Here is a 17,937-nt window from a genome sequence, read left to right as displayed (position 1 = left end):
TCGCGGCCATGCCCAACGCCGAGCAAATCACCCAGACCGTCAAGCGCTACCTCGACCTGGTCGCCAGCGGAAGTGCCGACGAGATCGCCGAGCTGTATGCGGACGACGCGACCGTCGAGGATCCGGTGGGCGGCGGTGAGGTTCACATCGGACGGGCCGCCATCCGCGGCTTCTACGCCAACGTCGAGAACATCAAGGGCAAGACCGAGCTGGTGACGCTCCGGGTGGCCGGCCACGAGGCCGCGTTCCACTTCCGGCTGACGATGGACTTCGGCACCACCAGCATGCAGATCGAGCCCATCGACGTGATGGTGTTCGACGGCGACGGCAAGATCAGCGCGATGAAGGCCTACTGGTCACAGGCAGACACCGTCACGCTCTAGCTCCGGTCGAAGGCCCCGCATCGTCGTGTGACGGTGCGGGGCTTTTGTGTTTCTGGCGTGCTGACGGATCAGAAGACGGCGAACCACATGGCGATGTAGTGGCAGATCGCCGCGACCGCGGTGCAGGCGTGGAAGAACTCGTGATGGCCGAACGTGGTGGGCCAGGGGTTGGGCCATTTGAGCGCGTAGAGCACGCCGCCGATGCTGTAGAGCGCGCCGCCGACGATCAACAGCACCACCGCCGCCACCCCGGCCCCGTGCATGATCGGTCCGATGAACCAGGCCGCGACCCAGCCCAGCAGGATGTAGAGCGGTACGCCGAGCCAGCGTGGTGCCGACGGCCAGAACATCTTGAGCAGCACGCCCGCGATCGCCCCACCCCAGACGATCCAGAACAGCACCATGCCTTTGGATTCGGGCAGAGCCAGCAGCGCGAAAGGGGTGTAGCTGCCGGCGATGAAGATGAAGATCATCGAGTGATCGAGGCGCTTCATCCACTTGCGGGCGGAGGCGGATTTCCAGTTCACCCGGTGATAGGTGCCGCTGACGGTGAACATCGCCACGATCGTGAAGGTGTACAGCAGCGTGGCCAGCCCGGCTCGGGTGGATTCCACCGACCATGACACCGACACCAGAGCCGCACCGGCGATGAATGCGACCACCGCCGAATACACGTGGATCCAGCCCCGTGCGCGTGGCTTGCCCAGGAACTGGGCGACGCCCTCGGCGACCGCCTCAGGCAGATCTTCTGCAGGCCGGTTCAGTGCGGCAGCTGAGCGGTAGGGCTTGGTGCTACCCGTCGGCGCGGTCATGTCACCTCCGTTGAACAACATGGTGTACCCCGACGCTCACAGTAGTCTGGACTCTCGTGGACATCATTCCCCCGCGGCTCAAGGAACCGGCCTATCGGCTCTACGAGATGCGGTTGCGTCAGGAACTGGCGCAGTCCAGATCTGAGCTACCTCGCCACATCGCGGTGCTGTGCGACGGTAACCGCCGCTGGGCGCGTGACGCAGGTTACGACGACGTCAGCATCGGCTACCGGATGGGCGCGGCCAAGATCGCCGAGATGCTGCGCTGGTGCCAGGCCGCAGGCATCGAGATGACGACGGTCTACCTGCTCTCGACCGAGAACCTGCAGCGCGATCCCGAAGAGCTGTCCGCCCTGCTCGAGATCATCACCGACGTGGTCGAGGAGATCTGCGCCCCGTCGAACACCTGGACGGTGCGCACCGTCGGTGACCTGGAGTTGTTGGGGGAGGAGCCGGCCCGTCGACTGCGCGAGGCGGTCGAATCGACCACCGGCAGGGGCGGGAAGTTCCATGTGAACGTGGCCGTGGCCTACGGCGGCCGTCAGGAGATCGTCGACGCCGTGCGCTCGCTGCTGTCGAAGGAACTGGCCAACGGTGCCACCGCCGAACAACTCGTGGACGCGGTCACGGTCGACGGCATCTCCGAGAACCTGTACACCTCAGGCCAACCCGACCCGGATCTCGTCATCCGCACCTCAGGTGAGCAACGCCTCAGCGGATTCCTGTTGTGGCAGAGCGCATATTCGGAGATGTGGTTCACCGAGGCGTACTGGCCCGCCTTCCGTCGCGTCGACTTCCTGCGCGCATTGCGCGATTACACGGCCCGGCACCGCAGATTCGGCAAGTAGTGCCAAACTTGAGACATGGCTGCGCTGTCGGCAGTGGTCTTCACCCTCAGCTGGTGGCTGGGTTTATACCTGCTTGCCCGCGACCCGCGTAAACCCGTCCTCGTCCTCGCGGCGATCGGGCTGACGAGCTTCGCGGTCGTGGTCGCGCTCGACGCGGTCCGGCTGGTCACCGGCTCGGAAGTGCTCAGCCGCATCGAGATCTATCTGGTGGCATTGCCGGGTATCGCCTGGTTCGCGGTCATGGTCGAACTTGCCCGCCCGGCCGACACCTTCCGGTCCCGCGTGGGTGAGATCGCGGCGATCTTCGCCGTCGCAGTGCTGGCGTTCGCCGGGGCGGGGCTCGCGGGCAGCGTCGACGGCCCGCTGCGGACCGGTCACTGGGTGATGTTCGCGGTGATCTCGTTGTCCTCGCTCGGCGCCATGGTCAAAGCCGTGCTCGGCGGCGCGAAACCCGGATCGGTGGTGGGCTTCATCATCGTCGCGACGCTGTTCTTCGCGCTGGGCAACGCGATCCTGGTGATCCCGCTCGGGTTGGTGCCGAGCTGGTTGGCGCTGGCCTCCACCGGGTTCGACGTCGCACTGCTCGGTGTGGCGGTCGCGATCTGGGACGCCTTCGACGAGGGCCAGGCGTTACGAGCGGACATGCGCCGCTCGATCATCGGCACGCTGGTGATCGCGGTTCCGTTCGCGGCCCAGGCGCTGATCGGCATGACGGTGCTCGACGCCGGAGCCGGCCGCACGGTCATGACAATCCTGTTGTTCACCAGCCTGGCCGTCGCGGTCGCGGTGGAAGTGCTGGCCGATCCGCTGGCCGGGCTGTTCGACCGGTTGGCCTTCGCCCGGTCCCCGGATCTGCGCGCCGACCGCGAGGCATTGCGCCAGACCGAGGCCGCGCTGCCGCTGCGATCGGATCATCCGCTGGGCGGCATCGACGACGACGCCTTCGCCCGACTCACGCGACGTGCCCTCGGCCACTACGCCGATCTGTCGAAACTGGTGGCCAGCCCGCTGACCGCGCTGCCCGCCATCGACGCCCGGCTGGTACAGCGCGGGGCACCGGACCAGCCGCTGGAACGGGCTAACGAACTCAAGGCGCTGCTGGCTGACCGCATCGCCGCACTCAAGCCCCGCGACGGCGGCGATTTCGGCACCACCGAGCAATGGCGCCACTACAACTCGCTGTACTTCCCCTACGTCGTCGGGGTCCGCGCCTACGCGCAGAACGCCACCGCCGCCGGTCTCGACCCGGTCGCGCGGCAGGCGTGGCAGTGGCTTGTCACCGAAGTGCCACAGCGCTCACTCCACAACTGGCAGAACGCCGCGGCGCGGGTGATCGCGGCGGACCTGCGTGGTGACCTGGCGCCGGCGGTCGGCTCCGGCGGCCGATAGGGAGCTCCCCCTCCAGAAGCGGCGCTGACCTGGGCTTGGCAGCGCTTGGCAGTGTTTGGCGTCGATCTGGCAGCACCTTCTGGGCAGGGTCGGAGGTGTTCCACCAATCGACACCCTCATCGCCGAGGAGCCCGATATGACCGCGATCCTGAACCGACCCCAATCCGACGCCACCGCCGGAGCGGCTACGGAAGATGTTCTGCTGCGATTTGCTTTGCGCGCAGATGCCACCGTGTGCGCCGGCGTCGGCCTGCTGGTCGCCATGGCCGCCGATCAACTGGCCCGCATCGCGGGCCTGTCCGCCACCACCGGGTGGTTCGTCGGCGCCGCCCTGGTCGGCTATGGCGCCCTGCTGTACGTCCTGGCCGCGGTTTCGCGGGTCCGGCGTGTGGGCATCGTCGTCCTCGCCGGCAACGTGGCATTCGCGATCACCACGGTCGTCGCCATCGTGACCGGCTGGTTGTCGTTGACCGGGACCGGCGACGAGTTGGTGCTCGGATTCGTCGGCGCCACCTTCGTGTTGGCCTGGCTGCAGTACCGCGGAGTGCGCCGTCTGGCGTGACTCCTTCCCGAGCCGGTGCGGGGTGCCGCCGCAAGAGGTTACGGCGCGTATCCCCGCACCGTGCTCCACCGCTCGAAGTGAAAGCACGACAAGTTATCGCCACCAGAGAGAAGGAGAATCATGACCGCCATCACCGCCACCGGATCCGCTGGCACCAGGAAGGGAACCGATTCATTGCTGCGCCTGGCCATGCGGCTCGACGCAGTCCTCGTCGGCATCGCCGGGATCGCACTGCTGGCCGCGGCCGGGTACTTCGCCGATCTCACCGGGCTGCCGAAATCCGTCGAATACGGCGTCGGCGTGTTCTCGGTCGTCTACGGCATCGCGGTGTTCGCCCTGGCCGGGATCGAGCGGGTGCGTCCCGCGGGTATCGGCACGGTGGTCGCCAACGCGGCCTGCACGGTGATCGCCCTGGTGGCTGTCTTCACCATGGCGCTGACCACCGCGGGCGTCGTGGTCGTCATCGGCACCGGCATCTACACGCTGGCGATGGCCGAACTGCAGTACGTCGGGGTCAAGCGGATCACGGCCTGATCGACCTGCGATCGCCCAGAACCGTTGTGGTTCTGGGCGATCTGGTGTCTGTGCTCCGGCTAGAGCTTGCGCAGCCGCAGCCGGTTGATCGAATGGTCGGCGTCTTTGCGGAGCACCAGGGTGGCCCGCGGCCGGGTCGGCAGGATGTTCTCGATCAGGTTGGGCCGGTTGATCGAATGCCAGATGTCGCGCGCGGCGAACACGGCCTGCTCATCGGTCAGCGTCGAGTAGTGGTGGAAGTGTGAGGCCGGATCCGCGAACGCCGTCGAACGCATGGTCAGGAACCGGGAGATGTACCACTTCTCGATGTCCTCGATACGTGCGTCGACGTACACCGAGAAGTCGAACAGGTCCGAGACCATCAGTGCCGGCCCCGTCTGCAGGACATTGAGCCCTTCCAGGATCAGGATGTCCGGGTGCCGCACCACCTGCTTCTCGCCCGGCACGATGTCGTAGAGCAGGTGTGAGTACACCGGCGCACAGACCTCGTCGGCCCCGGATTTCACCGCGGTGACGAACCGCATCAACCCGCGCCGGTCGTAGCTCTCCGGGAACCCCTTGCGGTGCATGAGGTTCCGGCGGTTGAGCTCCTTGTTCGGGTAGAGAAATCCGTCGGTCGTCACCAGGTCGACCCGGGGATGGTGGCCCCAGCGGGCCAACAGGGCCTGCAGCACACGGGCGGTGGTCGATTTTCCGACCGCCACACTGCCCGCGACGCCGATGACGAACGGCACCGGCCGGTCCGGATTCTGCTGCGGCTCACCGAGGAACTCCGCCGTCGCGGCGAACAAGCGCTGCCGGGCGGCCACCTGCAGATGGATCAATCGGGCCAGGGGCAGATAGACCTCTTCGACCTCGAGGATGTCGAGTTTCTCGCCCATACCGCGCAGGCGCAGCAGCTCGTCCTCGTTGAGTTTCAGCGGTGTCGACATGCGCAGTGCACGCCATTGACTTCGGTCGAACTCCACATAGGGGCTCGGCTCGCTCGGCCGCGGCATTCGGTCAGTCTTGCATCTACGGTTGTCGGCATGGGTAATGGGATCGACAAAAAGTCAGACTCAGCGGAGCTGATCCGCGAGTACCTGCTGCTCGGCCTGCGCTTTGACCGGGTCGAGGACGGTTACGTCGACTCCTTCACCGGTGACCCGCAGCTGCGCCGCGCGGTGGAGAACGAGCCCGCGCCGGACCCGGCCGAGCTGGCCCGCCAGGCTGATCGGTTACTGACCCAGATCCCTGACGATCTCGATCACGACCGCGCCGAATACATTGCCGCGCATCTGCGCGCGCTCAACTGCGCGGGCCGCAAGTTCGCCGGTGAGCAGGTCGGTTTCGTCGACGAGGTACAGGCTTATTTCGACGTGCGGATCAGCAAGGGCGACCCCGAGAAGTACCGCCAGGCGCACGCCAAACTCGACGACGCACTCGGCGGCACCGGCCCGTTGACCGAGCGAATTCAGGCCCACCGCACCGGAGACGAGATCCCGCCGGCCCGGCTGGAGGAGTGCATCCACGCGTTCTCGTCGGCCCTGCGAGACAAGGTGCGTGCCGCGTACCCCCTGCCGGAGACCGAGACCATCACCTATGAGGTGGTCACCGACAAGCCGTGGTCGGGGTTCAACTACTACCTGGGCGATTACAAGTCCACCGTTGCGGTCAACGCCGACCTCAAACAACAGATGGCCAACCTGCCCCGGCTGGTGGCCCACGAGTCCTACCCGGGCCATCACACCGAGCATTGCCGCAAAGAGGCCGGCCTGGTGGCTCGCGACGGCGAACTGGAACAGACGATCTTCCTCGTCAACACCCCGCAGTGCCTGATGGCCGAGGGCCTGGCCGACCTGGCGTTGCATGCCATCGTCGGGCCGGGCTGGGGGGCATGGGCCGCCGACATCTACGCCGACCTGGGGCTGCGGTTCGACGGGGAACGCGCGGAGGCGATCTCGGAGGCGGTGGCCGGGCTGGCCGATGTGCGCCAGGACGCGGCGCTGATGCTGCACGACGAGCATCGCGACGTCGACGAGGTGGCGGAGTTCCTCAAGCGGTGGCTGCTGGTCGACGACGACCGCGCCAGACAGTCGCTGCGGTTCCTGTCCTCGCCGCTGTGGCGGGCCTACACCAGCACCTACATCGAGGGTTACCGGTTGCTGCGGGCGTGGTTGGACGACCGGCCCGATGGTGTGACGTTGACCCAACGCTTCGGTCGGCTGCTCGACGAGCCGCTGATCCCGTCGACATTGCGGACGGCCTAGGCTCGCGCCCGAGTCGCGGGCCGCCGGTGCGTGGCGCCCGACAGCAAAGCCCTAGACACGATTTCAACGCCGCCCTGAGGGGCGCCTGGCATTTGCCTGACAGTGTTCTACGTTTCGTTTCTTCGCCGATATGACGGTGGTCTCAAGCGCTTGAATCGCTTAGTTACCGGTCAGTAACATTGTTGCCGTAGGGCCCGGTGACGGTGCCGGGTCGGGCAAAGGAAAAAACCATGGCAGCAACAAGGGAAAGACTGGACAAGATCAAGCGCGTGGCCGGCGTGATCGTGGCGGCCGGCGCGGTGGCGCTCGCCGGGATCCTCGGCTCGGGCGCGGTGGCCAATGCCGAACCCGTCACGAAGGTCGGCAGTGATCCGGTGGCGCCGGTCAGTCCCGGCGGCAAAAAAGCTCCCTTCACGAAGGTCGGTAGCGATCCGGTGACGTCCGCCATCTCCGGCATCCCCAGCATTCCCGGCGTATCTGGTGGCACACAGCTCCCGCCCCTCGTCAGCCCGTGGCCCGGCGGTGCGTGGGCCGGCCACGATTGGAGCAAGGGATACCCCGGCGGCGGTTTCGCCAATGGCAAGGGCGGCGGCGCCGCCATCCACGGCAAGGCCGGTGGCGCGTGGTTTCACCGCGACTGATCTGACAACCCGAGAAGCCGGGCGGACTCAATTGTCCGCCTGGCTCAAAACTTTGCTGTGGACTGCTCCGGATTCCGCGCTCGCGCCAGCTGGGGGCATGTCCGGGCGGGTCTAGCTCCTCCGCTGAAAAGCCATTTGAAAGCGCAAATACTGACCTTGATTTGCGCTGCCGCGGGTCATGGGGCCCGCGCCGGCCGGCTGCTTGATAGGCCCTTTCGGCGAAGCGTAAAATATTTGCTGAGAATCGCGGCGGCGAAACCGGATGGCGGCAAAGGGAGTCGAGATGGCTGCAACAGGGACGAAATCGAACCGGATCAAGGTGATGGCCGGCGTGGTCGTGGTGGCGGGCTCGATGGGGCTGGCCGGATTCGTCGGACCCGCAGCGGTGGCCAATGCCGATCCTGTCGTCGTCTTGAATGGCCACACGGTGTCCCCGCCGACACCTGGTCTCAAGATCCCGTGGCCCGGCGGAGCGTGGGCCGGCTGGGACTGGAGCAAGGGGTGGCCCGGAGGTGCCTGGGCTGGTCACGATTGGAGTAAGGGTTGGCCGGGCGGCGCTTTCGCCAACGGCAAGGGCGGCGGCGCTTGGAGCCACCCCAAGTGATCTGCCGCTGATCCCGTCGACATTGCGGGCTTAGGCTCGGAGGGTGTCTGAGTTTCGGCTGTACATCCCCGCGCTGGCGATGCCGCTCAACATGCTCTTGTTGGCGTGGATGGTGATCGGTCGGGGACTGTTTGCGCAGCTCGGCTGGATGGTGGTGTTCGGCGTCCTCGCCGCACCGTGGCTGGCACTTTGCCTGGTGGCGACCAGCAGGATGATGCGTAAACTGCCGGGCCGGGAACTCACCTCCGGCCAGGCCTGGGCGCAGGTCATCCTGTGGGTGTCGATGTTCGTGTTCGGGCTCGCCTGTGTCGACGGCGGAGACAGCCCCGACACCTTCCCGTCGGTCCTGATGAAGGTGATCGGCGAGGGGCCGCGCATGGAAACCGTCAGCAGTCTGCTGTGGGCGGCATCGGTAGTCGTCGGGGTTGCCGCTTGGTTCGTGCTGCTCACCAAGCTCACCCGAGGTCTGGCGCTTGCACAGCCGCCTCAGCCGCCATACCCGTACCCCGGTCATCTGCCCGGTTACCCAGGCCCGGGCCCGATGAACGGCTACCACCGCTCCGACTAGGCTGAATGCCATGGCAGCAGACTCGTCATCCACCTTGCCCGCGGCTTCCGGCGTTGATTACGCCGACACCTCAAGCGCCGCCTACCAGGCCGCACTGCAGGTTATCGAATCCGTCGAGCCGAGGATCGCGGCAGCAACCCGCAAAGAGCTTGCCGATCAACGTGATTCGCTCAAGCTGATCGCCAGCGAGAATTACGCCTCCCCGGCCGTGCTGCTCACCATGGGCACCTGGTTCTCCGACAAGTACGCCGAGGGCACCGTCGGGCACCGTTTCTACGCGGGCTGCCAGAACGTCGACACCGTCGAGGCCCTGGCTGCCGAGCACGCCCGCGAACTGTTCGGCGCCCCCTACGCCTACGTCCAGCCGCACTCCGGGATCGACGCCAATCTCGTTGCCTACTGGGCCATCCTGGCCACCAAGGTGGAGGCGCCAGGCCTGGCCGAGCTCGGCGCCAAGCACGTCAACGACCTGTCCGAGGCGGATTGGGAGACCCTGCGCAGCAAGCTGGGCAACCAGCGTCTGCTCGGCATGTCCCTGGATGCCGGCGGGCACCTGACCCACGGCTTCCGGCCCAACATCTCGGGCAAGATGTTCCATCAGCACAGCTACGGGACCAACCCCGATACGGGTTTCCTGGACTACGACGCGGTGGCCGCCGCGGCCCGCGAGTTCAAGCCGTTGGTGCTGGTCGCCGGCTATTCGGCTTACCCGCGCCGGGTGAACTTCGCCAAGATGCGCGAGATCGCCGACGAGGTCGGCGCCACCCTGATGGTCGACATGGCGCACTTCGCCGGTCTGGTCGCGGGCAAGGTGTTCACCGGTGACGAGAACCCGGTGCCGCACGCCCACGTCACCACGACCACCACGCACAAGTCGCTGCGCGGCCCGCGCGGGGGCATGGTGCTGGCCACCGAGGAATTCGCCCCGGCGGTGGACAAGGGTTGCCCGATGGTGCTCGGCGGGCCGCTGAGCCACGTGATGGCGGCCAAGGCCGTCGCCCTGGCCGAGGCGCGCCAACCGGCCTTCCAGGCCTACGCCCAGCAGGTCGCCGACAACGCCCAGGCGCTGGCGGACGGCTTCGTCAAGCGTGACGCGGGCCTGGTGACCGGTGGCACCGACAACCACCTGGTGCTGCTCGATGTGCGCTCGTTCGGTCTGACCGGCCGCCAGGCCGAGTCCGCCCTGCTGGATGCGGGCGTCGTCACCAACCGCAACGCGATCCCGGCGGACCCCAACGGCGCCTGGTACACCAGCGGCATCCGGCTGGGCACCCCGGCGTTGACGAGCCGCGGATTCGGCGCCGACGACTTCGATCGCGTGGCCGAGCTGATCGTCGACGTGCTGTCCAACACGCAGGCCGATGGATCGTCCAAGGCCAAGTACAAGGTGGCCGACGGCACCGCCGAGCGCGTGCGCGCTGCCTCGGCCGAGCTGCTCGACGCCAACCCGCTGTACCCGGGCCTCACCCTCTGAACCGGAGCGGGCTACATCACACGTGACCTGAGTTTCAGAAACCTGTAAACCCGGGTTACAGTTACCGCATGGCACAGAAACCTGTAGCTAATGCGCTGACCCTGGAGCTCGAGCCGGTTGTCGAGGCCGAGCTGCGCCGCCACCTGGATACCGAGGACCTCTGGTACGCGCACGATTACGTGCCGTTCGACCAGGGCGAGAATTTCGCCTTCCTCGGTGGCCAGGACTGGGATCCCTCGCAGGTGACGCTTCCCAAGAACGTCACCGACGCCTTGGAGATCCTGCTGATCACCAAGGACAACCTGTCCGGTTATCACCGCGAGCTCGTCGAGCACTTCATCCTCGAGGACAAGTGGGGCCGGTTCCTCGGCCGCTGGACCGCCGAGGAGCACCTGCACGCCGTCGCGCTGCGCAACTACCTCGTCGTCACCCGCGAGATCGACCCGACGGCCAACGAGGACGTCCGCGTCGAGCACGTGATGAAGGGCTACCGCGCCGACAGCTACAGCCAGATCGAGACGCTGGTGTTCATGGCGTTCTTCGAGCGTGCGCATGCGGTGTTCACCCGCAACCTGCGGGCGCAGATCGCCGAGCCGGTGCTGGGCGCGATGGTCGACCGCATCGTCCTCGACGAAGAGCGCCACGAGCTGTTCTTCGCCAACCTGGTGGCACACCTGCTGGGCACCCACCGCGACGAGACCGTGGCGGCCATCGCGGCCCGGGCCCGCGACCTCGACGTGATCGGCGCCGACATCGACGCATACCAGGACAAGGTCGCTCTGGTGGCCGAGGTCGGCATCTTCGACAAGGCCGCTCTGGCGCAGGTCATCTCCGACCGGATCAGCGCCTGGGGGCTGGCCGATGAGCCGCAGCTCCAGGAGTTCATCAACACGTAACGCGCCGGGCGCCCCACACGCGGCGCGCCAGCCAGCAACCCCGCCGAGGCGGGAGTAGCGTCGAATCCGATGGCTAGCGACATGCTCTGCTGTCCGGACGGTACCGATCGGTTAGATCACGAGAGGACCGGCTCCGGTCCTGGTGCCGCAGTGTCCACCGAGCAACTCGTGTGGGGCCGCGCGGGTTCTAGGAGCGCCACGTGACTGATACTCCTGTCCGTACCTATGTGCTCGACACGTCCGTGTTGCTGTCCGATCCATGGGCATGCACCCGGTTCGCCGAGCACGAAGTGGTGGTCCCGCTGGTCGTGATCAGCGAGCTGGAGGCCAAACGGCATCACCACGAGCTGGGTTGGTTCGCCCGGCAGGCGCTGCGGATGTTCGATGATCTGCGGCTTGAGCATGGACGGCTGGATCAGCCGATTCCTGTTGGCGCAGAAGGCGGCACGCTACAGGTCGAGTTGAATCACATCGATCCGTCGGTGTTGCCAACGGGGTTCCGTACCGAGACCAACGACACCCGGATCCTCGCGTGTGCGGCCAATCTCGCTGCGGAGGGCAAGCATGTCACGCTGGTGAGCAAGGACATCCCGTTGCGCGTGAAAGCCGGTGCGGTTGGCCTGCCTGCCGACGAGTACCACGCACAGGATGTCGTGGTGTCCGGCTGGACCGGGATGACCGAATTCGACGTGGCGGCAGGAGATATCGACACGCTGTTCGCCGACGGCGAGATCGATCTGACCGAGGCTCGGGATCTGCCTTGCCACACCGGAATTCGGTTGCTGGGCGGTAGTTCCTCGGCGCTCGGGCGGGTCAACGCCGAGAAGCGGGTGCAGCTGGTGCGCGGTGATCGCGAAGTGTTCGGCCTCCGGGGAAGGTCAGCCGAACAGCGCGTCGCCCTCGATCTGCTGCTCGACGATTCCGTCGGCATCGTCTCGCTCGGCGGCAAGGCCGGCACCGGCAAATCCGCCCTCGCCCTGTGCGCGGGCCTGGAAGCCGTGCTGGAACGCCGAACTCAGCGCAAGGTCGTGGTGTTCCGTCCGCTCTATGCGGTCGGTGGACAGGATCTCGGCTACCTGCCCGGCAGTGAGAGCGAGAAGATGGGTCCGTGGGCTCAGGCCGTCTTCGACACCCTCGAAGGGTTGGCCAGCCCCGCGGTCCTCGACGAGGTGCTGTCCCGCGGAATGCTGGAAGTGCTTCCACTGACCCACATTCGGGGCCGGTCCCTGCACGACTCGTTCGTCATCGTCGATGAGGCGCAGTCACTGGAACGCAATGTGCTGCTGACCGTGCTGTCGCGGCTCGGCGCGGGCTCGCGGGTGGTGCTTACCCACGACGTGGCCCAGCGGGACAACCTGCGGGTGGGTCGCCACGACGGCGTCGCGGCGGTGATCGAGAAACTCAAGGGGCACCCGCTGTTCGCCCACGTCACGCTGCAGCGCAGCGAACGTTCGCCGATCGCCGCGCTCGTCACCGAGATGCTGGAGGAGTTCAGCCCCGGCGCGCTGCCCTGAGTTCGGAGTGATTTGTGCACCTCCCGTAACGGCAGGCGTTACGGGAGGTGCACAAATCACCAGCCGGTAGGCTGCCGGAGTGGCGAGGCTCCCCAACAGTCAGGCGTGGCGGTGGACGGCAGTCGGCGTGACCGCCGCGGTCGTGGTCCTGGTGGTGGGGGTGCTCACCGGGCACATCCGCCGGGACGACCCGGATGACGTGGACTGTTCCAAGGAGCGGTGCGTCGCGCTGACGTTCGACGACGGGCCCGGCCCGTACACCGACCGGCTCCTGCAGATCCTGAAGGACAACGACGCCAAGGCCACGTTCTTCGAGATCGGCAACAAGGTCGCCGCCAACCCCGAGGGGGCCAAGCGGGTGGTCGAGGCCGGGATGGAACTGGGCAGCCACACCTGGGAACACCCCAACATGACGACCATTCCGCCCGAGGAGATCCCGGCCCAGTTCAGCAAGGCCAGTGACGCCATCGAGGCCGCGACGGGCCAACGGCCGAAGCTGGTTCGCACGGCAGGCGGACTGGTCAACGACGAGGTGCTGGCCGAGGCCCGCAAGCAGGGGCTGGCCGACATCAACTGGGATGTCATCCCGTTCGACTGGGCCAACGACGCCAACACCGCTGCGACCCGCTACATGCTGATGACGCAGATCAGGCCCAACAACGTCGTACTTTTTCATGACACCTACTCGTCCACCGTGGACCTGGTGCAGCAGTTCATCCCGGTTCTCAAGGCCAACGGCTACCACCTGGTGACCGTCAGCCACATGCTCGGTGAGCGCGAGCCCGGCACCAGCTACGGCAGCCGCGAGAACGGCCCGCCCGTGCCGCCGGCCGAGGCCATCAAGGATATTCCGCCGGAAGAGACCCCGTCGTTGCCCGCGACCCCCTCGCCCGCGCCGATGCCGAACTTCCCGATCACCGACATCCCCGGGGCGAATTCGGGTGGCCCCAACAACGGGGCCTGACAACTGAGATACACATCGCGTCGGGTTGAGGACCAAAGACCCTAACCGACGGGCTCGGGCACGACGAGGCTAGAAGCATGCCCGACACGATGTTCGATACAGCGACCCTCACCCGTGCGGTGCAGCTGGCATCGCGTGCGCCTTCTCTGCACAACACCCAACCGTGGCGGCTGGTGGCTCAACGTGATTGTCTGCATCTGCACCTCGACCCCAGTCGGGTGGTGACCGCAACCGACCGCTCCTCGCGTGAGGCGATCATCAGCTGCGGTGTGCTGCTGGACCATCTGCGGGCTGCCATGGCCGCAGCCGGGTGGGCCACCGCTGTCGACCGCTTCCCCAATCCCAATGACCCCGATCATCTGGCGACGCTTCAGTTCTCGCCGATGGAGTTCGTCACCGACGCCCACCGCCGGCGGGCCGATGCGATCCTGGCTCGGCGCACCGACCGCCTGCCGATGACCGGGTACGCGGACTGGGATGCCTTCGAAGCGTTGCTGCGGGCGCGGTTGCCCGACGGCCCGGTGCATCTGGACGTGCTGGCCGAGGACGCGCGCGAAACGGTGGCCGAAGCCGCGGCGTTGACCGAGTCGCTGCGCCTCTACGACTCCGCCTACCACGCTGAACTTGCTTGGTGGACAACACCGTTCGCAACCGAAGACGGTATCCCGCAGAGCTCGCTGGTGTCGGCGGCCGAAAGCGAGCGCGTCGCGGTGGCACGCACGTTCCCGGTCACCGCACACACCGATCGGCGTCCCAACGTCCGCGACGATTCGGCGACCCTGGTCGTGCTGTCCACGGACGGGTACAGCCGGGCCGACGCCCTCGATGCGGGCGAGGCCCTCTCGGCGCTGTTGCTGGAATGCACGCTCTCGGGCCTGAGTACTTGCCCGGTGAGCCACGTGACCGAGCTGCACGCCAGCCGCGACATCATCGGTACCCTGATCGGCCGCGACGCCTGCCCGCAGCTGCTGGTCCGGATCGGTATCGCGCCGACGATCACCGACGCGCCACCGCCGACTCCGCGCCGCGCCGTCGAGGCCTTCCTGACCTTCGAATCCTGACCGTCCCAAATAGGAGCTGACCCATGACCGACACCCTGATCGATCCCGCCTCCACCACTGCTCCCACCGCTGGTGCGGCCGTCGTGGTCGAAGCCGACGGCCGCACCTCCAGCAACGACGCCCTGCACACCGCGATCGACGAAGCCGTGCGGCGCGGCGCGCCGTTGCGGGTGCTGACCACCTGGGGAGCCCGGCACCGCGAGATGTACGACGCGACCGCCGTCGCTGAGCGCGACCGCCTGTCGGCCGCACAGCTCGAGCGCCGGCTGACCCGTGCGCTGAAGCGCTCGCCAGACCTTGATGTGCAGAGCATCGACGGCTACGACAGCGTTGCGGAATACCTGGCGGTACATCCGGAGTCGGCCCAGGTGCTCGTGCTCGGTGCCGACCACCCGGATTCGGCCGGGTTGCAGGCGGTGTTGGCGCGCTCGGGTTGCGCGGTGCTCACTTGCGATCGGCGCCCCCGGTTGTGAGACTCGGGGAATGATCAGAGTTTTTCTGGTCGATGACCATGAGGTGGTTCGCCGCGGGCTGATCGACCTGCTCAGTGCAGACCCGGAGCTGGACGTGATCGGCGAGGCCGACTCGGTGTCCCAGGCGCTGGCCCGGGTGCCTGCGCTGGCGCCCGATGTCGCGGTGCTCGATGTCCGGTTGCCTGACGGCAACGGCATCGAGCTGTGCCGGGAACTGCTGTCGCGCATGCCTGATCTGCGCTGCCTGATGCTGACGTCGTTCACGTCCGACGAAGCCATGCTGGATGCCATTCTGGCCGGCGCCAGCGGCTACGTGGTCAAAGACATCAAGGGCATGGAACTGGCCCAGGCGATCAAGGACGTCGGGGCCGGGAAGTCGCTGCTGGACAACCGCGCCGCCACGGCGCTGATGGCCAAACTGCGGGGCGACGCCGAGCGCTCCGACCCGTTGGCCGGGCTGACGCAGCAGGAGCGGGTGCTGTTGGACCTGCTGGGGGAGGGGCTGACCAACCGGCAGATCGCGGCCCGGATGTTCCTGGCCGAGAAGACCGTGAAGAACTACGTGTCGCGGTTGCTGGCCAAGTTGGGCATGGAACGCCGCACGCAGGCCGCGGTATTCGCCTCCACGCTCGATCGTCGTGATCACCAGTGATGCCAGGGTCTTTGGTCCCCGGCGGATAGGGCTTTCGCCCATGGTGCCGCGAACTGCGCGGCAATAGCCTCACGGCTATGGGAATCGGAATGTCAACGCGCAGTGAGCCGGTCACGATCCTGTCCGAGCGTGAGTGCTGGGAACTGCTGGGCAGTGTGTCGCTCGGCCGCCTCGTCACCGCAGTCGACGACGAGGCGCACGTCTTCCCGGTGAACTTCGTGGTGCAGAACCGAACCATCCTGTTCCGCACCGCGGCGGGGACGAAGCTGATCAGCGCGGCCATCAACAACCAGGTGGTGTTCGAAGCCGACGATCACACCGCGGCCGAAGGCTGGAGCGTGATCGTGCGAGGTGTTGCACGCACCCTGCGTACGGACGAGGAACTGGCCGAAGCCGAACAGGCGCAGTTACTGCCGTGGACTGCGACGTCGAAAACGCACTATGTGCGGGTGTCCCCGGTCCGGGTCACCGGCCGCCGCTTCCGGTTCGGACCTGAACCGGCCGCGGAGTGACGACCCCGGACGAGCTTGGTGCGCTGCGGCCGGTAGTGCCAGCATGGTGGACGTGACTGGTCACCGTGCGCACCCCGACGATGAACAGCGGACTCCGCAGTTGAGGGACACGCTCTCGCAGCTGCGGTTGCGCGAATTGCTCACCGAGGTCCAGGACCGTGTCGAGGAGATCATCACCGGCCGCGACCGGATCGACGGCCTGGTCGAGGCGATGCTCGCGGTGACGTCGGGCCTGGACCTCGAGGTCACGTTGAGCACCATCGTGCGGACGGCGATCGAGCTGGTCGACGCCCGCTACGGTGCGTTGGGTGTCCGTGGCGACGAGCATGAGCTGACCGAGTTCGTCTATCAGGGCATCGACGACGAAACCCGGGCCGTGATCGGGCATCTGCCCGAAGGGCGTGGCGTGCTGGGTGTGCTGATCGACGATCCGAAACCGATCCGGCTCGACGACATCCGCCAACATCCCGCCTCGGTCGGGTTCCCGCCCAATCACCCGCCGATGCGGACTTTTCTGGGTGTCCCGGTGCGGATCCGCGACGAGGTGTTCGGCAACCTCTACCTCACCGACAAGACCAACGGGCAGCCGTTCAGTGAGGACGATGAGGTGCTCGTGGAGGCCCTGGCCGCGGCTGCGGGGGTGGCGGTGGAGAACGCCCGGCTCTACGAACTGTCCCGAGACCGGCAGGCCTGGATCGCGGCCACCCGCGATATCGGCACCGAACTGCTCGGCGGTACCGATCCGGCCAGGGTGTTCCGCATGGTGGCCGATGAGGCGCTCAAACTGACGGGTGCCGACCGGATCGTGGTCGCCGTGCCCGGCAGCGAGGTCCCCGCCGGTGAGGCCGACACCCTCGTGGTGGCCGCCACCGCGGGCAGTCCGACCACGGTCGACTCGATTCCGGTGGGCCCGCACGGAGCGGAGGACGCGGTGGGCGCGGCGTTCCGCGACGGCACCCCGCACCGGCTCGACCGCCTCGAGTTGGACGGCGCGGGTGGCCCGGCGCTGGTGCTGCCGCTGCGTGCCATCGACACGGTGGCCGGTGTGCTGGTGGCCGTGCGCGCCGACGGCGCCCGGAGCTTCACCGCCGAGCAGCTCGACATGGCCGCGGCGTTCGCCGACCAGGCCGCGGTGGCCTGGCAGCTGGCCAGCTCTCAGCGCAGCGTGCAGGAGTTGGAGATCCTGGCCGACCGGGACAGGATCGCCCGGGACCTGCACGATCACGTGATCCAGCGGCTGTTCGCGGTGGGCCTGTCGCTGCAGGGCACGATCCCGCGGGCGCAGTCTCCGGAGGTGCAACAACGGCTCATGGGAACTGTCGATGACCTACAGGCGGTCATTCAGGAGATCCGGACCGCGATCTTCGATCTGCACGGTGCGCAGGCCGGCACGACGCGGCTGCGGCAGCGGCTCGACAAGGTGATCGCCCAGTTCGCCGACGCGCCGATACACATCAGCACGCGGTTCGTCGGCCCGCTGTCAGTGGTCGAGGCGACCCTGGCCGATCATGCCGAGGCGGTGCTGCGCGAGGCGATCAGCAATGCGGTACGTCATTCGGGGGCAAGTGAACTCACCGTTCTCGTGGAGGTGGCCGACGACCTGTCCATCGAGGTGTCCGACAACGGCTGTGGGATCGCCGCCGAGGTCACCGAGAGCGGGCTGGGGAATCTGCGGGCCCGCGCGTTGAGCGCGGACGGCCAGTTCACGATCACCGACCGGCCCGGTGGCGGGACCGTGTTGCGTTGGGCCGCACCGCTTCCCGAGTAGCGGCCATACGCCGACCAGACGCAAAAGCACCCG

20 protein-coding genes are annotated in these 17,937 nt (G+C 67.1%); 18 read left to right on the top strand and 2 right to left on the bottom strand.

The window, feature by feature from the left end; translation table 11 throughout:
• Positions 1-8 precede the first annotated feature (8 nt).
• Positions 9-383 carry a nuclear transport factor 2 family protein gene (locus tag ACZYZ7_RS27530; RefSeq protein ID WP_135457589.1) on the top strand — a complete coding sequence of 125 codons (375 nt, stop codon included), beginning with the start codon at positions 9-11 and terminating at the stop codon, positions 381-383.
• Positions 384-451: 68 nt separating this feature from the next.
• Here the strand turns inward: ACZYZ7_RS27530 and trhA are convergent, their stop codons facing one another.
• Positions 452-1,195: a PAQR family membrane homeostasis protein TrhA gene (trhA, locus tag ACZYZ7_RS27525; RefSeq protein ID WP_463742223.1), complete on the bottom strand. Its 744-nt coding sequence runs from the start codon at positions 1,193-1,195 to the stop codon at positions 452-454.
• A 56-nt stretch (positions 1,196-1,251) separates the two neighbouring features.
• On the opposite strand from trhA, the gene ACZYZ7_RS27520 reads away from it, so the two are divergent.
• The 4 genes from ACZYZ7_RS27520 to ACZYZ7_RS27505 all read left to right on the top strand — a co-directional run bounded on the left by ACZYZ7_RS27520 (position 1,252) and on the right by ACZYZ7_RS27505 (position 4,528).
• A complete protein-coding gene (locus ACZYZ7_RS27520) occupies positions 1,252-2,043 on the top strand; it encodes a (2Z,6E)-farnesyl diphosphate synthase (RefSeq protein ID WP_463742222.1) in 792 nt (263 codons plus the stop codon).
• Between the two features lie 15 nt (positions 2,044-2,058).
• Positions 2,059-3,432, top strand: coding sequence for a hypothetical protein (locus ACZYZ7_RS27515; protein WP_463742221.1), 1,374 nt, complete (start codon positions 2,059-2,061; stop codon positions 3,430-3,432).
• Between the two features lie 136 nt (positions 3,433-3,568).
• A complete protein-coding gene (locus ACZYZ7_RS27510) occupies positions 3,569-3,994 on the top strand; it encodes a hypothetical protein (RefSeq protein WP_463742220.1) in 426 nt (141 codons plus the stop codon).
• A 120-nt stretch (positions 3,995-4,114) separates the two neighbouring features.
• Entirely contained in the window at positions 4,115-4,528 is a 414-nt protein-coding gene (locus ACZYZ7_RS27505; protein WP_463742219.1) for a hypothetical protein, read from the top strand.
• A gap of 59 nt (positions 4,529-4,587) precedes the next feature.
• Here ACZYZ7_RS27505 and coaA read toward each other — a convergent pair whose 3' ends face one another.
• Positions 4,588-5,526, bottom strand: coding sequence for a type I pantothenate kinase (gene coaA / locus ACZYZ7_RS27500; protein WP_135457578.1), 939 nt, complete (start codon positions 5,524-5,526; stop codon positions 4,588-4,590).
• 30 nt (positions 5,527-5,556) lie between these two features.
• Between coaA and ACZYZ7_RS27495 the strand changes: the two genes are divergently transcribed.
• The 13 genes from ACZYZ7_RS27495 (at position 5,557) to ACZYZ7_RS27435 (ending at position 17,904) form a co-directional block, all read left to right on the top strand.
• On the top strand, positions 5,557-6,777 hold the full coding sequence (locus ACZYZ7_RS27495; protein ID WP_450070066.1) for a DUF885 domain-containing protein: 1,221 nt from the start codon (positions 5,557-5,559) through the stop codon (positions 6,775-6,777).
• A 230-nt stretch (positions 6,778-7,007) separates the two neighbouring features.
• Entirely contained in the window at positions 7,008-7,418 is a 411-nt protein-coding gene (locus tag ACZYZ7_RS27490; protein WP_450070065.1) for a hypothetical protein, read from the top strand.
• A 283-nt stretch (positions 7,419-7,701) separates the two neighbouring features.
• Complete coding sequence (locus ACZYZ7_RS27485) at positions 7,702-8,022, top strand: hypothetical protein (protein WP_450070064.1); 321 nt, start codon at positions 7,702-7,704, stop codon at positions 8,020-8,022.
• A gap of 43 nt (positions 8,023-8,065) precedes the next feature.
• Positions 8,066-8,590: a hypothetical protein gene (locus ACZYZ7_RS27480; protein WP_450070063.1), complete on the top strand. Its 525-nt coding sequence runs from the start codon at positions 8,066-8,068 to the stop codon at positions 8,588-8,590.
• Between the two features lie 10 nt (positions 8,591-8,600).
• Positions 8,601-10,064, top strand: coding sequence for a glycine hydroxymethyltransferase (locus tag ACZYZ7_RS27475; RefSeq protein ID WP_450070062.1), 1,464 nt, complete (start codon positions 8,601-8,603; stop codon positions 10,062-10,064).
• Between the two features lie 68 nt (positions 10,065-10,132).
• A complete protein-coding gene (locus tag ACZYZ7_RS27470; protein ID WP_450070061.1) occupies positions 10,133-10,960 on the top strand; it encodes an acyl-ACP desaturase in 828 nt (275 codons plus the stop codon).
• A gap of 200 nt (positions 10,961-11,160) precedes the next feature.
• Entirely contained in the window at positions 11,161-12,474 is a 1,314-nt protein-coding gene (locus tag ACZYZ7_RS27465) for a PhoH family protein (protein ID WP_135457564.1), read from the top strand.
• A 79-nt stretch (positions 12,475-12,553) separates the two neighbouring features.
• Entirely contained in the window at positions 12,554-13,438 is an 885-nt protein-coding gene (locus ACZYZ7_RS27460; RefSeq protein WP_450070060.1) for a polysaccharide deacetylase family protein, read from the top strand.
• 77 nt (positions 13,439-13,515) lie between these two features.
• Positions 13,516-14,499 carry an Acg family FMN-binding oxidoreductase gene (locus ACZYZ7_RS27455; protein ID WP_450070059.1) on the top strand — a complete coding sequence of 328 codons (984 nt, stop codon included), beginning with the start codon at positions 13,516-13,518 and terminating at the stop codon, positions 14,497-14,499.
• A gap of 23 nt (positions 14,500-14,522) precedes the next feature.
• Positions 14,523-14,972, top strand: coding sequence for a universal stress protein (locus ACZYZ7_RS27450; RefSeq protein WP_450070058.1), 450 nt, complete (start codon positions 14,523-14,525; stop codon positions 14,970-14,972).
• A 10-nt stretch (positions 14,973-14,982) separates the two neighbouring features.
• Positions 14,983-15,624, top strand: a complete 642-nt coding sequence (dosR, locus tag ACZYZ7_RS27445) for a hypoxia response regulator transcription factor DosR/DevR (protein WP_135457556.1) — start codon at positions 14,983-14,985, stop codon at positions 15,622-15,624.
• Between the two features lie 89 nt (positions 15,625-15,713).
• On the top strand, positions 15,714-16,136 hold the full coding sequence (locus ACZYZ7_RS27440) for a pyridoxamine 5'-phosphate oxidase family protein (protein WP_135460228.1): 423 nt from the start codon (positions 15,714-15,716) through the stop codon (positions 16,134-16,136).
• 43 nt (positions 16,137-16,179) lie between these two features.
• The gene (locus ACZYZ7_RS27435) at positions 16,180-17,904 is read left to right on the top strand and encodes a GAF domain-containing sensor histidine kinase (protein WP_450070057.1); all 1,725 of its coding nucleotides are present in this window, start codon (positions 16,180-16,182) and stop codon (positions 17,902-17,904) included.
• Positions 17,905-17,937: the final 33 nt, after the last annotated feature.

It is taken from the genome of Mycobacterium sp. IDUB_17, from assembly GCF_055419465.1.
The sequence above is the reverse complement of the archived record's forward strand: the minus strand, read 5'-3'. Positions and strand labels throughout refer to the sequence as shown.

Excerpts from the sequence above, each read along its gene's own strand:
- ACZYZ7_RS27530 (WP_135457589.1), top strand. The coding sequence starts at position 9 with ATGCCCAACGCCGAGCAAATCACCCAGACCGTCAAGCGCTACCTCGAC.
- trhA (WP_463742223.1), bottom strand. The coding sequence starts at position 1,195 with ATGACCGCGCCGACGGGTAGCACCAAGCCCTACCGCTCAGCTGCCGCA.
- ACZYZ7_RS27515 (WP_463742221.1), top strand. The coding sequence starts at position 2,059 with ATGGCTGCGCTGTCGGCAGTGGTCTTCACCCTCAGCTGGTGGCTGGGT.
- ACZYZ7_RS27510 (WP_463742220.1), top strand. The coding sequence starts at position 3,569 with ATGACCGCGATCCTGAACCGACCCCAATCCGACGCCACCGCCGGAGCG.
- ACZYZ7_RS27505 (WP_463742219.1), top strand. The coding sequence starts at position 4,115 with ATGACCGCCATCACCGCCACCGGATCCGCTGGCACCAGGAAGGGAACC.
- coaA (WP_135457578.1), bottom strand. The coding sequence starts at position 5,526 with ATGCCGCGGCCGAGCGAGCCGAGCCCCTATGTGGAGTTCGACCGAAGT.
- ACZYZ7_RS27495 (WP_450070066.1), top strand. The coding sequence starts at position 5,557 with ATGGGTAATGGGATCGACAAAAAGTCAGACTCAGCGGAGCTGATCCGC.
- ACZYZ7_RS27490 (WP_450070065.1), top strand. The coding sequence starts at position 7,008 with ATGGCAGCAACAAGGGAAAGACTGGACAAGATCAAGCGCGTGGCCGGC.
- ACZYZ7_RS27485 (WP_450070064.1), top strand. The coding sequence starts at position 7,702 with ATGGCTGCAACAGGGACGAAATCGAACCGGATCAAGGTGATGGCCGGC.
- ACZYZ7_RS27475 (WP_450070062.1), top strand. The coding sequence starts at position 8,601 with ATGGCAGCAGACTCGTCATCCACCTTGCCCGCGGCTTCCGGCGTTGAT.
- ACZYZ7_RS27470 (WP_450070061.1), top strand. The coding sequence starts at position 10,133 with ATGGCACAGAAACCTGTAGCTAATGCGCTGACCCTGGAGCTCGAGCCG.
- ACZYZ7_RS27455 (WP_450070059.1), top strand. The coding sequence starts at position 13,516 with ATGCCCGACACGATGTTCGATACAGCGACCCTCACCCGTGCGGTGCAG.
- ACZYZ7_RS27450 (WP_450070058.1), top strand. The coding sequence starts at position 14,523 with ATGACCGACACCCTGATCGATCCCGCCTCCACCACTGCTCCCACCGCT.
- dosR (WP_135457556.1), top strand. The coding sequence starts at position 14,983 with ATGATCAGAGTTTTTCTGGTCGATGACCATGAGGTGGTTCGCCGCGGG.
- ACZYZ7_RS27440 (WP_135460228.1), top strand. The coding sequence starts at position 15,714 with ATGTCAACGCGCAGTGAGCCGGTCACGATCCTGTCCGAGCGTGAGTGC.
- ACZYZ7_RS27435 (WP_450070057.1), top strand. The coding sequence starts at position 16,180 with ATGGTGGACGTGACTGGTCACCGTGCGCACCCCGACGATGAACAGCGG.